The 13150-nt window shown below is 72.5% G+C and carries 10 protein-coding genes and 1 tRNA gene; 2 read left to right on the top strand and 9 right to left on the bottom strand.

The annotated features are described in order from the left end of the window. Positions 1-67: 67 nt before the first annotated feature. Complete coding sequence (locus tag ACZ4TO_RS38305; RefSeq protein WP_468026643.1) at positions 68-1408, top strand: tetratricopeptide repeat protein; 1341 nt, start codon at positions 68-70, stop codon at positions 1406-1408. Between the two features lie 59 nt (positions 1409-1467). On the opposite strand, the gene ACZ4TO_RS38300 is transcribed toward ACZ4TO_RS38305, so the two are convergent. From ACZ4TO_RS38300 to ACZ4TO_RS38275, 6 genes are all read right to left on the bottom strand, one after another. Beyond that, a complete protein-coding gene (locus ACZ4TO_RS38300) occupies positions 1468-2064 on the bottom strand; it encodes a VOC family protein (protein ID WP_468026642.1) in 597 nt (198 codons plus the stop codon). A gap of 216 nt (positions 2065-2280) precedes the next feature. Then, on the bottom strand, positions 2281-3441 hold the full coding sequence (locus ACZ4TO_RS38295) for a vWA domain-containing protein (protein ID WP_468026641.1): 1161 nt from the start codon (positions 3439-3441) through the stop codon (positions 2281-2283). A gap of 41 nt (positions 3442-3482) precedes the next feature. Continuing rightward, positions 3483-4694 carry a sigma 54-interacting transcriptional regulator gene (locus ACZ4TO_RS38290; protein WP_451075508.1) on the bottom strand — a complete coding sequence of 404 codons (1212 nt, stop codon included), beginning with the start codon at positions 4692-4694 and terminating at the stop codon, positions 3483-3485. Continuing rightward, a complete protein-coding gene (locus tag ACZ4TO_RS38285; protein WP_468026640.1) occupies positions 4691-6619 on the bottom strand; it encodes an ankyrin repeat domain-containing protein in 1929 nt (642 codons plus the stop codon). Before ACZ4TO_RS38285 ends, ACZ4TO_RS38290 begins: the two co-directional genes overlap by 4 nt. Further along, entirely contained in the window at positions 6616-7749 is a 1134-nt protein-coding gene (locus ACZ4TO_RS38280) for a leucine-rich repeat domain-containing protein (protein WP_468026639.1), read from the bottom strand. The genes ACZ4TO_RS38285 and ACZ4TO_RS38280 overlap by 4 nt, the downstream gene beginning before the upstream one ends. 106 nt (positions 7750-7855) lie before the next feature. After that, positions 7856-7931 (bottom strand) — tRNA-Arg (locus ACZ4TO_RS38275). Positions 7932-8119: 188 nt separating this feature from the next. Here ACZ4TO_RS38275 and ACZ4TO_RS38270 point away from each other — a divergent pair. Further along, positions 8120-8509: a hypothetical protein gene (locus ACZ4TO_RS38270; protein WP_382778341.1), complete on the top strand. Its 390-nt coding sequence runs from the start codon at positions 8120-8122 to the stop codon at positions 8507-8509. A gap of 55 nt (positions 8510-8564) precedes the next feature. Here ACZ4TO_RS38270 and ACZ4TO_RS38265 read toward each other — a convergent pair whose 3' ends face one another. The 3 genes from ACZ4TO_RS38265 to ACZ4TO_RS38255 all read right to left on the bottom strand — a co-directional run bounded on the left by ACZ4TO_RS38265 (position 8565) and on the right by ACZ4TO_RS38255 (position 13109). After that, positions 8565-9344 carry an alpha/beta fold hydrolase gene (locus tag ACZ4TO_RS38265; protein ID WP_382778342.1) on the bottom strand — a complete coding sequence of 260 codons (780 nt, stop codon included), beginning with the start codon at positions 9342-9344 and terminating at the stop codon, positions 8565-8567. 61 nt (positions 9345-9405) lie between these two features. Next, the gene (locus ACZ4TO_RS38260) at positions 9406-10542 is read right to left on the bottom strand and encodes an alpha/beta hydrolase (RefSeq protein ID WP_382778343.1); all 1137 of its coding nucleotides are present in this window, start codon (positions 10540-10542) and stop codon (positions 9406-9408) included. Continuing rightward, the gene (locus tag ACZ4TO_RS38255) at positions 10539-13109 is read right to left on the bottom strand and encodes a thioester reductase domain-containing protein (protein WP_468026638.1); all 2571 of its coding nucleotides are present in this window, start codon (positions 13107-13109) and stop codon (positions 10539-10541) included. The genes ACZ4TO_RS38260 and ACZ4TO_RS38255 overlap by 4 nt, the downstream gene beginning before the upstream one ends. Between the last annotated feature and the right edge of the window lie 41 nt (positions 13110-13150).

The following is a 13150-nucleotide window of genomic DNA, read 5'->3' as shown; positions in this document are numbered from 1 at the left end:
GGGGGGGGGACGGAGGGGGGGGGGGTTTTTTGGGGGGGGGGGAAAGGGGGGGCCTTTTGGGGGGAGTGTGTTTGGTGGTTTCCCGTGCGGGGGCCCCCCCCCCGAAGCCGGCCGTACGGACGAGACGGCGCGCGTTCTCGGCGACGCTCTCCTGGGCGACCCGCAGAACCACCCGGCCCGACGCGAGTTGGCTCTGCTGCTGGTCGCCTCGGGACGCCACGACGAGGCCCTGACGTTGCTGCGCGACGAACTGCGCCAGGGTGACCGCGAGTTGGCGTGGGCGCCGGACGTGCTCAAGGCGGCTCTGGAACACGGCGACTTCCCGCTCGCCGAAGCGTGCGCGTCGCTCTTCGCCCATCTGCGCTGGGGCGCCGGCTCCGACCCGGCCGCGCGCTCGACCATTCCCCTGAGCGTCCCCAAGTTGCGGCACGACATCGACCAGATGCACCACCTCCGACGCCTCGGGCTGCTGGGCCCGGAGTACGGCCCGGTCATCGACAGCTACCAGGCGGTGCGCGACCGGCTGGCGGCCCAGGGCCCCGACGCCCGGGAGCCTCTGGACTCCGATGCCAACCGGTGCATCACCGACACCTACAACCGTCTGCTGCACGTGCGCGACTCGCCACGCGTGGAGCGCGCCCTGTCCCGGCGCTGGGATCCCGCGTGTGTGGAGGAGAGGTACCTCGCGAACGCGCCCGGCGTGGTGTACGTGGACGACTTCCTGACCGAGGAGGCGCTGGACGAGCTGTACCGGTTCTGTCTGGAGTCGACGGTGTGGTTCGGCAACCGCTACGCGCACGGCCGGCTGGGCGCGCTCATGCAGGACGGGTTCATGTCCCCCCTGCTGATGCAGATCGCCGAGGAACTGCGGGCGGCCCTGCCCCGGCTCATCGGTGACCGGTACCCGCTGCGCCAGATGTGGGGCTTCAAGTGCGGCCCCGAGGTGCCCGCCGATGTCACCACGCACGCGGACTTCGCCGCGGTCAACGTCAACTTCTGGGTCACCCCCGACGAGGCCAACGCCGACGACAGCTCCGGCGGCCTGGTCGTGCACGACGTCGACGCACCCATGTCCTGGGGCTTCGACACGTACAACGGCCGCCAGGACGTGATCGGCCCGTTCCTGCGCGGCCGACGGGCCCGCAGCATGACCATCCCCTACCGCCGGAACCGGGCCGTGATCTTCAACTCCGACCTGTTCCACGCCTCGGACGCCGTCCGTTTCCGCCCCGGCTACGAGAACCTCCGCATCAACGTGACCATGCTGTACGGCGATCGCGAGGCGGAAGTCGATCATCCCCGCCTGTCGGGAACCGGGACGGCCGGGCTCAGACCGGCGTGGCGGTCGGCGGCGTTCGCACGGACAGGCGCGAGAAGGGCCCGTTCACGGGTCTCGCGCGGAGGGTAGTCAGGGCGGCGCCTGGTCAGGGCGGCGGGTAGTCAGGGCGGCGGGACGGGCGGTCGGAGTCAGTGCGTCACGTGGAACTCGTTCCCGCCCGCGTCGAGGAACTCGCCCGATTCCCAGTCGTTTTGGGTGACTTCCAGGCGCAGCCTGTTCCGCCCGGACTTCGGCGCCGCCGGCGGTCCCATCACCAGCGAGACGGTGCTGGAGGGTCTCCGGCGCAGCCGGACGCCCCACTCCTGGTATTCGACGGAGTGCCAGCCCGCCTCGGACTGCCAGAAGGCCGACTGCGCGTAGCGGTCCTTCGCGGCGACGTCGAGGCAGATCCCGACGAGGCCGGAGTCGGCGAGGACACCGGGGTGCCCCGGACGCAGGACGCAGAACTCGTTGCCCTCCGGGTCGGCGAGCACGTCCCAGGGGACGTCTCCCTGCCCGATGTCGATCCGCTGGGCGCCGAGTGCGACCAGGCGTTCCACCTCGGCCTTCCAGTCGGGGCCTCCGGCCAGATCGAGGTGGAGCCGGTTCTTGTGCGACGGCGGCTTGGGCTTCGCGGTGGGCACGAAGCGCAGTTCCAGACCGCCCGTGCGGCCGTTTGTCGCGTCCCACCAGAAGCGCTCCATGCGTGCGACGTCCAGTGCGTCGATCACGATCCCCGTCAGCATCCCGCTCTCCCCAACCGTCACACCAAGCTGTCGAAACCACGCAGCCGAACCCACGCCGTCGAACCCACATCGTCCAGGAAATGCCGTCGGGATCGCGAAGGAAATACTGTCGGTCCGATTTCGGTCGGACCGAGGACCGCGGAGCGAAGCCCGCAGCCCAGAGCGTTCACACCCGTCGGCCGGCAACCGATCCCCGACTTAGGCCGACCGAACGTCTCAGGTGGCGGGGATGCGTACCGTCTCCACCCAGCTCGGGGGCTCCTGTGTGGCGGAGCCGATCAGGGCCGCGATGATGCGGCAGGGCGGGTTCTCGCCGGGCCAGGGAGTGAGACCGTCGGTGAGGACCACGACGATGTTCGGGCGGTCCGGTGTCGCGAGCGCGGCCTCGATGCCGACGCGCATGTCGGTGCCGCCACCGCCGCCCAGGGTGATCTGTTCGGTGGCCACCACCCGGGACACGGCCTGCACATCGGCGTCGCATGCCAGGACGGTCACGCGATTGCCCCGCACCCCCACCTCACGCAGGACGCCCGTCACCTCCGCGAGGGCGGCGGCCAGTTCGGCGTCGCCCATCGAACCGGAGGTGTCGATGACCACGGCCACTCTCGGCAGGGGCCGGCGCAGGCTCGGCATGACGACACCGCGCAGCGCCGGGGTGCGGCGCGACGGGCGTCGATAGGTGTAGTCGACGGCTCCGCCCGCCCACGCCGCGGCTTCGCGGACGGCGCCCGACAGGGCCTGCCGCCAGTCCACCGTGGGTTCGAGGAGTTCCTCGGCCCAGCGTTGCCAGCCCCCGGGCAGACTGCCCCGGCCGCGCTGGTGGGCGCGCATCGCGTCGGCGGTCTGGCGGCGCAGTGCCTGCGCCTCGATCTCCCCGATCCCCGCGGTCCCGGCCCCTCCCGGCAGTTCCCAGGGCGCGGACCGGCCGTGGGCGCCCGATCCGCAGTCCGGCGTACGGACGTGCGGCGGGAGTTGGTCCAGATACACCTCGAACAGTTGGCCCTCGGGCAGGCCGAACAGCCGGGGTTCCATACGGCCTTCGGGCAGGCGCAGACCGTCCGAGAGCAGATCGTCGTTGATCTCGCAGTCCTGGGCGACGTTGACGCGGTGCCCGTCGCGCTGGGCCGCGGCGGCGAGCCGGTCCGCTCTGCCATGGTGGTCGCGCAGCAGATGGGCCACCTCGTGCACCCACACGCCCGCGAGCTCGGGCACCGGGGTCGCGTCGACGAAGGCGGGGGACACATAGCAGCGCCAGTGCCGGTCCACTCCCATCGTGGGCACCTGTGTGCTCGGCACGACCGTCAGCGAGTACAACGCGGCCGCCAGGTACGGCCGGTCGCTCGCCGCCCGGTAGCGGGCGGCGAGCAGTTTGGTCATGTCCAGGGCGCCGCGGGCGTCCCCCGTGGTCCCGGCAGGCGTCACCGGCCGCCGCCGGGCAGCGCCCCCGACATCTGGAGCAGGTCGAGGAACCCGTCGATGCCGGGCGGTACGGGCCAGTCGAGATGGCGCATCATCGCGAGGTCGGTGGCGGCCCGGGCGGCCACGTCCGGGACGCCCGCGTCCACGGCCTTCGCCAGGACCACCCAGCCCGCCTCCCAGCGGGGCCGGGTGAGGTCGCTCTGGATGGCGGCGACCACCGCGATGAGGAACGCCAGTTGGCGGTCTCCGCGGTCGGGCAGGGCGAAGGCCTCGGGGTCGGCCAGGACCCGGTCGGGGTCGGGCAGGTCGAGGTGTTCGAGGTAGGACAGCAGCTCGAGGCCCGCGCCGTCCCCCACGGCACCGGTGAGCGCGGCGGCCAGCGCCTCGCGACCGGCTCCGGCCGCGTATCCGGTGGCGAGCAGCTTGAGTGCCATCTCCCAGGTGCGGGGAGAGGGCCACGACCGGCCGCGGCTCTCGGCGTCGCCGGGGATGTGGTGCACGAGACCGGGCCGGGCCGTGAGGAAGCCGGAGATCGCGCCGCGGGCCCGTGCGACCGCGCCCGGCACCTTGGTGGCGCCGACGACGGGCACGGTGACCTCGGGCCAGGTGCCGGCCATGCCGCGGGCGACGGTCCGGGGGTCGTGGGTCCATTCGAGGTGGACGAACCGGTTGGCGAGCGGGGGGCTGAGGTGCCAGCCGTCGGCCGCGCTGGACGGCGGGTTGGCGGCGGCGACGATCCGTACGGCCTCCGGCAGGACGAGGCTGCCCACCCGCCGTTCGAGCACGACGCGCAGCAGGGCCGCCTGTACGGCGGGCGGCGCGGAGGAGAGCTCGTCGAAGAAGAGGAGGCCCTGACCGGCCTTGGCGAGGCGGACCGCCCAGTCCGGCGGGGCCATGGGGACGCCGGTCGTGGCCGGGTCGTCACCGACGATGGGCAGGCCGGCGAAGTCGGAGGGTTCGTGCACGCTGGCGATGACCGTCTCCAGCGGCAGACCGAGCCCACCGGCGAGCTGTTCCAGTGCGGCCGACTTGCCGATTCCCGGCTCTCCCCACAGCAGCACGGGCTGATTGGCCGTCACGGCCAGTGCCAGGGCTTCCAGTTGGGGGTTCGTGGCGGGTTCGGTGCGGTGCGTCCGCAGACGGCGGTTGAGGTCGTCCGCGGCCGCCAGCGGGCCGGACGGCGTGGCGGGGGCGGTCACGTCGGTGCTCAAAGGGGCAGCCTCTCCTCGTCGTCGGGCTCGAACTCGTCCGTGGGCTCGAACGCGTCGGCGGGCTCGTCCTCGTGCGTGGGCTCGCCCTCGTGCCGCGGCTCGTCGGCGGTGAACTCGTCGTCAGGGCCGTCGAGTTCGAACTCGTCCTCGGGCTCGTCGGGCTCGTCGGCGTAGTTCTCCGCCTCCTCCTCCATCCATTCGTCCCACCAGTCGGCGCCGATGCCGGGGTGCTCCGTCTGGACACGCTTCTGGAGGAAGGCCAGGTCGCGCCGCTTGTAACGGCGGACGATCTGGGCGAGCGAGAGCTCGGACTCGTCGACCACGTCGAGCCGTGCCCCGGCGGCGACGAGCGCCTTGACCAGCGCCTTGGAGCCGAGGTCGTTGGCGGCCACGTACAGCGGTGTGCGTTCCCGCTGGTCGCGTGCCTCGATGTCGAGTCCGGCCGCCAGCAGACGCGGCAGCAGCGGCTCGTGGTCGAGGAGGTTCAACAGGTGCAGCAGGGTACGGCCCTTGGGGTCCCGCACGCGCGCGTCGACACCGGCGTCGAGGAGTGCGAGCACACCGGGGGTGTCTCCGTGCTGCGCGCGCAGGAAGAGTTCGTTGCGCTGGATCCGCAGTGCCTTCGGCAGGCGGCCGTCTCCGGAGGTCCAGGTCTGTTCCAGGGCGAAGCATCCCGCGACGGTCCCACCGAAGGCGCGCAGGGCGCGTTCGCGCTGCTGTTCCTCGTCGGTGTGCGGCATGGCCAGCAGGCCCCCGGGGCGGAAGGCCACCTCGTGCCACTCCCCGCGGCATCGGACGCGCACCGGTTCGGGGAGTGTCGGCTCCGGTGGGCCGGCCGGCGTCGCGGGGACGGGGAGGGCGGGGAACAAGGCCTCACGGACGAGCGGGTGAAGACGCTCCGCCGTGATGCCCCCGGCGCGCAGGAGGTCGAGGTCGGGAAGTCTGCGCCACAGGGCCTCGGCGAGCAGCGGAACGCCCTTGGCCTCCTCCCGGTCGACGGCTCGCATCAGCAGGCCGCCGCCGGCCGCGGGCTCCAGCAGGATGTACGTCCGCCAGTGCGCGGCGATGACGAATCGGTCGCCGACGCCCGCGGCGATCTGCCGGCGGATCTCCGGCTCCAGGCGGGTGTGGTCGAGCGCGATCCCGCCGAGGAGTTCCTCCAGGTCGACCCGGTACCAGCGCGAGTTCTCGACGGGTGTCAGGTCCGCCTCGATACCTGCGGCGGCGAGGGCGGCCCGCGTCTCGCCCTTCTCGTGCAGCAGCGCGGTCCACTCGGCCCGGGACGCCGGATCGCCCGTGCCGGGATCGGCGCTCGGCAGTTCGTGGGTGTTGAGCGGGGTGGCGTCGGCGTGGAAGAACGGTGGCCGGTCCGTGCCGCCGCCGCAGCGTTCGAGCAGTTCGGCGGTGTGCCGCGCGTCCCACAGGTGCCGCACGTGGCGCCAGTCCTCGGTTCCCGGGCCGAACACTCCTCCGTCCTTCTCGTCCTCGACCGTGCCGAACCGCAGGGCGACGCGCTGCGGTCCCTCGACCATCGCGGGCGTGGTGATGTGCAAGTACGGTGCGGTCAGCCGGTCCTCGTCCGCCGCCTTCGGACGGTAGCGGGCCAGGACGACCGTCTTGTCCGTGGCGAGGGTGGTCCGCCCGCCGAGGATGCGCGGCAGATGCCAGCGCAGCAGGTCGGGGGCGAGGTGACGGAGGTCGTGTTCCAGGGCCGTGGCGACGTCGTGTCCGCACTGGTCGGCCACTTCGGACAGGGTGAAGGCGACGTCGACGTTCGCGGCAGCGCAGGCTGCCCGCCAGTCACCGGCCAGTCGGGCCGCGGCGGCGCGTTCGATCATCCAGCGGGGTACCGCGTACCGGCGGATGCGGCGCCGGCTCGACGCCTCGTCCGCGGGGAAGCAGCGGAGTTCGCCACGGGGGCTCAACGGTAGACGCTCCCTATCGCGCGCAGGTCGGGGTGCGCCCTGCCCACGGGCCGCAGGCGCAGGGTGAAGGACCGCTTCACCTTGCGGGGCAGTCCGGGGCCCAGGCCGACGTATTCGAGGGGCGATGCGTCAGGTACGGCGGCCAGCAGGGTCTTGGCTCCGCGTCCGGTCAGGCCGGTGTGGCACAGCTCGAGGCGGCGCAGCGGGCTTCCGGGCAGGGCGGCGGCCAGCGCGTGGGCGCCTTCGTCGCCGGTGGTGTTGGCGGGGGCGCCGAGGCTGCGCTCCGACAGGGGCCGGCCGAGGTCGAGCGCCTCGATGCCGCCGAGGGAGTCGGCGAGGGCGCGGGCACCGGCGGGGCCGATGCCGTTGCCGCCGAGACCGAGGCGGACGGGACGGCTGGAGTCGGCAGCGGCTGCCAGGATCGCGGCGCCCTCGTCTCCGAGGTGGTTGGCGGGGAGGTACAGCTCGCGCACGCCCGCCTCGCGGATCAACGCGGCCAGGAGCGGGGCGGCTTCGGCGGTCAGGCCGTTGCCGCCGAGGAAGAGGCGTTCGACGGGGCTGGGCCGGTCGGCGAGGGTCTCGTACAGGGCGCGCAGACCGTCGGTGGTCAGTCCGGTGTTGACCAGGTCGAGGGTGCGCAGCGTGGTGTTGCGGCGGAGCATGGCGGCGAGTGCGCGGGCGCCGTGGTCGCCCACCGGGTTGCGCTTGAGCCACAGGGCGTGGACGGTGGCGTCCGTCGTCAGCGCGTCGGCGAGTGCGTCGACGCCTTCGGTACCGATGCGGTTGCAGCCGAGGTAGAGGGTGTGCAGGCCGTGGTCGCCCGCGAGCGCGTCGGCGACCGTGCGGGCTCCCTCGTCGCCGATGGCGTTGGTGCCGAGCAGGACGTGCGCGGCGTGCGGGGAGGCGGCCGCCACGGGCATCAGCCGGGCGGCTCCGGCCGCGCCGAGTCCCTGCTTGCACAGGTCGACCCGGCCGTCCGCGCGTACGGTGCCGAGCGGGAACGTCTCGTCGGCTTCGACCGGCCGGTCGGACCGCAGTCGGGCGAGCAGCGGTTCCAGGGCGGCGGGTGCGCTGATCGGGATGTCGGGGTGCTCGATCGCGGGGCAGCGTACGGGCGTCGGCTGCGTCATCACCACTCCACCGGTTCATCGCCGGTGCCCGGCGCGCGGAGGACGGCACGGCCCTCCGCCCTCCGGGGGTGAACCGACGCCAATCGACATTCCTCCACGAAAAGGGTGGCAAGACCGGCCGGATTCGAACCGACGTCCTCCAGCTCGATGCTTGGGCGCGACGACCTCTGCGCTACAGCCTTGCCACGGGTGATCATAACCACTGCCGTACCGGTGTTCGCCACCCAGTTGGCCCAACTCGGCGATCGGACGGCCCAGTCACATTCCGAGCCGACAAGGAGCTCGGAACACGGACCGGGCCAGCCGGTCTCACCTTGGCAGGGACACCACAGTATGGTGCGGAACTGTCGTCCACCCGGGGGAACATGCCATGCCCGCCATCACCCTTCCCAGAGCTCTTCTCGCCGCCGGCCTGCTGGCCTCGGTCACCGCCTGCGGTGCGTCGGCCGTGCCGGACGCATCGGGGAGCGGCGCGACCACCTCGGCGCCGGCCGCACGCCCGTCGGCACGCCCCCAGCCCGTCGGCGCTGTCATGCCCGACCTCATGGGCGGCAATGCCGGGCGCGCGTATGAGCAGATGAACTCCAAGCTCGACATGGTGTTCAAGGACGCCAGCGGGCAGGGGCGTCCGGTGGACGACCCGGCCGAGTGGAAGATCTGTGGCTCCCAGCCGGGTCCGAACCAGCAGATCACCGATTTCCCGGTGGTCTTCGAAGTGATGCAGGTGTCGGAGAGTTGCGAGAGCGCCACGCCGAAGTGACGCCCCCGCAAGCCCCGTCGGCCACGGTTCGCCGACGGGGTCCGAGGCCACCCGGCTACACCTTCTCCGCCACGAAGCTGTCCAGCGCCGCCGTGAGTTCGGCCGGCTTCTCCACCGGGAGCTCGTGGCCGGCGTCGACGATCCGTACCACCGCGTCCGGGTAGGCCTTGGCCATGCGGAGCATCTGGGAGACGGGCAGTTGGATGTCGTGGTAGCCGTGGATCAGGAGGGTGGGGGTGCGGATCTCGCCGAGCCGGTCGAGGACGTCGAAGGAGCGCATCGCGCCGTAGCAGGTCATGACGACCTCGCGGGGTGTGCCCGCAGAGGCGTCGATGTACTCGCGGATCTTCTCGCGCGGGTAGCCGGGCGCGAAGGCGCGCTGGATGTTGGCGGCCACGAACAGCTTGAACGGCACCTTGGTGGAGACCGCCATCAGCAGTCCCCTCCCCCGGCTGTACGTCATCCTGCTGATCGAGTTCACCAGCACCAGCCGCTCGACCCGCTCGGGGTGGGCGAGCGTCAGGGTCTGCGCGATCATCCCGCCCATCGAGTGGCCGACGAGGACGAACCGGTCGAGCTCCAGGTGGTCGAGGACGGCGAGCACGTCGCCGGCCAGCTCCGCCACGGTCCGCCGCCCCGACCCCTCGCTCTCCCCGTGCCCGCGCAGATCCAGTCGTACGACCCGCCGCTTCTGCGCGAAGTGGTCCACCTGGTGGTCCCAGCGGTGCCGGTTGGCCGTCCAGCCGTGGATGAACACCAAGGGCACGCCGTCGCCGTCGCGGGGGCCCTCGTCGTCGTACGTCAGCGCGGCGCCGTCGACTTCGAGCTGCGGCATGGGGCCTCCTGGGTGCGGTCTGGTTACTGGTCGGTACGGTAACGGGCGGCGGGGCCCGCCGTCACCGTCGTTCGCCGAGGAATTCGAGGATGTGGCCGAAGACATCGAGGGCGGCTCCCCGGCCGAGGAACGTGTCGAGGTGGCCGTAGCCGGGGATCTCGGTGTACGACACGTCGAGCTGGGGCTGTCGGTGTGCCAGTACCTCCTGGCAGAGCCGCTGCGAGTCCAGCCACAGTCCGTTCTCGCTTCCCGCGAGCAGCAGGACGGGGGTGTCGATGCGTGCGGCCGCGTCCAGGGCGTTGGGCGGCAGTGCCCGGTAGCGGTGGTCGGTGTCGTGCCAGCGGACGACGCTGCGGGCCAGTTCGATCCGGCGCAGATGCGGCAGGATCCACAGCGGCGCGGGACCGAGGAGTTCGGCCAGCCGGTCGTGGGTCGCCTCGGACAGGTTCTCGTGCAGGAACAGCGAAGCGCCCGAACCCCAGGCCGAGTTGTGGAGGATCTGACAGGTCGGATCAGGGCAGGCCGCGCCGCGGGAGGCCAGCGCGAACAGCGGCGTGTACCGCGAACGGAGGCCCACCCGGCGGAAGTCGACCGGGATGTGGTCGATCCGGCTCTTCAGCAGCTCCCCCGCGAGCGTCATCCGCAGCGAGGTGCGTCCCGCGAGCTTGGGCGTCAGGAACACGCCCTGGGAGACGACCCCCGCGAGCCCCGGCACCAGCCCCGCCGTCATGCTCAGGGACAGGGCGAGGGAGGCGATGCAGTGGGCGACCACGAACAGCGGCCGGTCTCCGATGCGTTCGCGGATACGGGCGACGGCGTCCGGGATGTCGTGGAGGGCGACGTCGTCGTAGGTGTACCTCTGGCCGGTCTCGTTGTAGGGCAGCCGGCAACTGCCCCGCCAGTCCAGCAGCCAGGGCTCGTAGCCGTCGTCGAGCAGGACGTCGACCAGGTTGCGGGTCTCGGGGAGCAGGAACATGTCGGCGGACGCGGTGTGGCCGTGCAGGAGCAGCACGGCGGGCCGGTCCCGCTCCCCGCTGTCGACGCGGGTGAGACCGAGACGTACGCCGTCCCCGGCGCGGAAGGGGATCTCCTCGACGCGTGACGGATCGAGGCGGTGGCGCAGCGGACGCAGGGCCGTGCCGGTCCTGACCTTGCGCATCGCGGGCCTGGTGCGGGAGTTGGCGCTTCTGAGGATCATCGGTGGCGCTCCGAGGGGGTCGGGGTGCGGCGCAGGTCGAGGAGGTCGGCGGTGGCGCGGGCGAAGGGGCCGAGCAGGCCGCGGCCCATCTCCATGCCGAACCAGGCCAGCCAGGTCAGCTTGGCGGCACGCTTCTCCCGCCCGGTCAGCCGCGGGTCGACCTTGATGCCGTCGATCTGGTCACGCACATAGGTGTCCGCGGGTACGACGAGTTCGCCCGCGAGGCACGCCGGTTCGCCCTCGCGGCCGATCTCGACGCTCAGCGCGCGGGTCTGCCGCCAGACGTCACGGCGGGCGCGGGCGTGCTTGTGTCCCTCGAGCCACCAACGGCCTCCGTCGGCGTCGCTCAACGTCATTCGGTAGCGCAGGAGTTGGTGGCGCATCCCGTGTCGCTGCGGAATGCCCTCCTCGGGGCGGACCCAGACGTCGCCGCGTTCCACGAGCAGCGGCGCGGGATGGACCGCGGGGCACACCAGCTCGCCGCTCACGTCCACCCTGCGTTCCTTGACCAGTTGGTACATGCTCGCGATGGAGAGGGTGAGCGCCATCGAGCAGGGGGTGTCGGTGGCGGCGCCGACCGGGCCCACGGCACCCTCGGTCGTCTCGGAGAACCACAGGTAGGGCTGGTCGTCCTTGTGGGGAAGCCGGGCCAGACCGTCCTGGGCGAGCTGTTCGAACGTCCTGAGTTGAGCCTGGGCGTCGTAGCGGGCGGCGGGGCTCAGCCCCAGCGCCTCGACGAGCGCGTCGGTGCGTTCGCCCGTCGCCGCCGGTCCCTTCAGGGTCGCCTCGCACAGCTTGAGGGCGGTGGGGCTTCGCAACACGCGGGTGAGGAAGTCGAGTTCGGGAACCGGGTCGGCCTCCAGGCGGGCCAGCACGTCGGTGCGCCACTCGTCCCAGTCCTGTACGCGCACATGCATCCCGCCGAACGCCATGTCCCGTACGACGTCGTCGAGGGTGTTGGGCACGCCGGTGAGGTTGTAGTCGAACCCCCAGGCGTCGGGTTCGCAGACGACGGCGGCCGCGACCCGGCTCACCCAGTCCACCGGGGCCGCGTTCAGGCGGTGGAAGGCGGGCACGGTGCGGAAGCGTCCGAAGGCCGCGATGAGACCGCTGCTGAGGTCCTGCGGGTTGTGGGCGCCCGTCCGGGTGTGGCCTCCGATGCCTCCCGGGCGCATCGCGGTGACGATCAGGCCGTGGTCGCGGGCCCGGCGCAGCGCGACCTCGGCGGCCCACTTCGTCTGGTCGTAGCCCGCGACGAGGCGGTCGGCGTGGGCGAGCGGATCGTCCTCGCCCATGGAGGTGATGCCGACCTCGTTGAAGACCGCGATCGAGGAGATGTGGTGCAGCGGTTTGGGCGGGCCGGTCGCCGCCAGTTCCGCGAGGGTCAGCGCGCCGACGACGTTGCTCTGCCGCAGCGACTGGTAGCCGCGCAGGAAGTCCACGGCCGCCGCCACACCCACGACGCTGTCCAGTTCGTGGGCGAGCCAGTCCCAGACGTCGTCGGGCAGGCCGAGGCGCGGGCGCCTGATGTCGCCGGGAAGCACGGTCACCCGGCGGCGGATCTCCGCCGACCAGGGCAGCCGGTGGCTCTTCAGCGCCGCGGCGAGGCGGGCCGTGGCGCTCTCCTCGTCGGCCGCGCGCACGAGGCAGTGGACGTGGGCGTCACTGTGCCGGAGCAGGTCGAGCAGCAGATGACTGCCGAGGAAGCCGGTGGCACCGGTGAGCAGGATCCGGCGGGGCGGCGCGGGCTCGGGCGAGCCGGTCCAGGGGAGACGGTCGGCCAGGGAGAGGTCGGCCAGGATTTGGTCGAGGTCTTCGGGCCGGGCCTTGGCGTACGTGGTGTCGCCGCCGATGGTCCGAGTCGTGACCGTGGCCCTGGGCGCGACGCCGACCGCGCTGCCCGGCGGGGCCGGGACCGGGGTTCGTGTGCCCGCCAGGGTCGCCGGAGCCGGAATTCGTGCGCCCGCCGAAGCTCGGTCCGCGATCCGTGCGCCCGCCGCAGCCCGGTCCGCGATCCGTGGGGCCGCCGGGGTCGCCGAGGCCGGGATGCGTGCGACCGCCGGGGCCGCGGCTCGCGCGATCGCATCGGGTGCCGGAACCAGGGTTCGTGCGCCCGCCGGGGTCACCGGTGGCGCGGGCATGTTCGGGCCCGCGTCGGCCGTCGTGGCACCTGTGGCGGCGAGCCAGCGCCGGGCGAGACTGTACGGCCGGGCGTCGGCGAACACCTCGTCGAGGTCGATCACCATGCCCAGCTCTTCCTCCAGCGCCGCCGCGAGCTCCACGGCGCCCACGGAGGTGCCACCGGCGTCGAAGAAGTCGGTGTCGGGTGACAGCTCCCCGCCGGGGACGAACCGAGCGGCCGCCGCGGCCACGACGAGGGCCAGGCTGTCCGCGTCGGTCCCCGCCTCCGATTCCGTGCCCGGCCCCGTAGCCGTCGGCGCGGGGGCCGGCTGCGCGATCCTGGCCAGCAGGGCCTCCACGCTCAGCCCTCCGTCACCCCGCTCGATCGCGTCGGCGGTCGCCCGCTGTCCGGCGGACGACGACGCGTCCTCGTTCACTTCACTCATGAGTGGCCTTCCCCGTGTGCACTGTCCATGTCCGCACTGCC

Source organism: Streptomyces sp. NPDC028298, assembly GCF_055565895.1.
Note: the sequence above shows the minus strand (reverse complement) of the source record. Positions and strands in the feature narration are given on the sequence as shown.

Coding starts and splice junctions, on each gene's coding strand:
- ACZ4TO_RS38295 (WP_468026641.1), bottom strand. CDS start 3,441: ATGACCAAACTGCTCGCCGCCCGCTACCGGGCGGCGAGCGACCGGCCG.
- ACZ4TO_RS38280 (WP_468026639.1), bottom strand. CDS start 7,749: ATGACGCAGCCGACGCCCGTACGCTGCCCCGCGATCGAGCACCCCGAC.
- ACZ4TO_RS38270 (WP_382778341.1), top strand. CDS start 8,120: ATGCCCGCCATCACCCTTCCCAGAGCTCTTCTCGCCGCCGGCCTGCTG.
- ACZ4TO_RS38300 (WP_468026642.1), bottom strand. CDS start 2,064: ATGCTGACGGGGATCGTGATCGACGCACTGGACGTCGCACGCATGGAG.
- ACZ4TO_RS38265 (WP_382778342.1), bottom strand. CDS start 9,344: ATGCCGCAGCTCGAAGTCGACGGCGCCGCGCTGACGTACGACGACGAG.
- ACZ4TO_RS38255 (WP_468026638.1), bottom strand. CDS start 13,109: ATGAGTGAAGTGAACGAGGACGCGTCGTCGTCCGCCGGACAGCGGGCG.
- ACZ4TO_RS38260 (WP_382778343.1), bottom strand. CDS start 10,542: ATGATCCTCAGAAGCGCCAACTCCCGCACCAGGCCCGCGATGCGCAAG.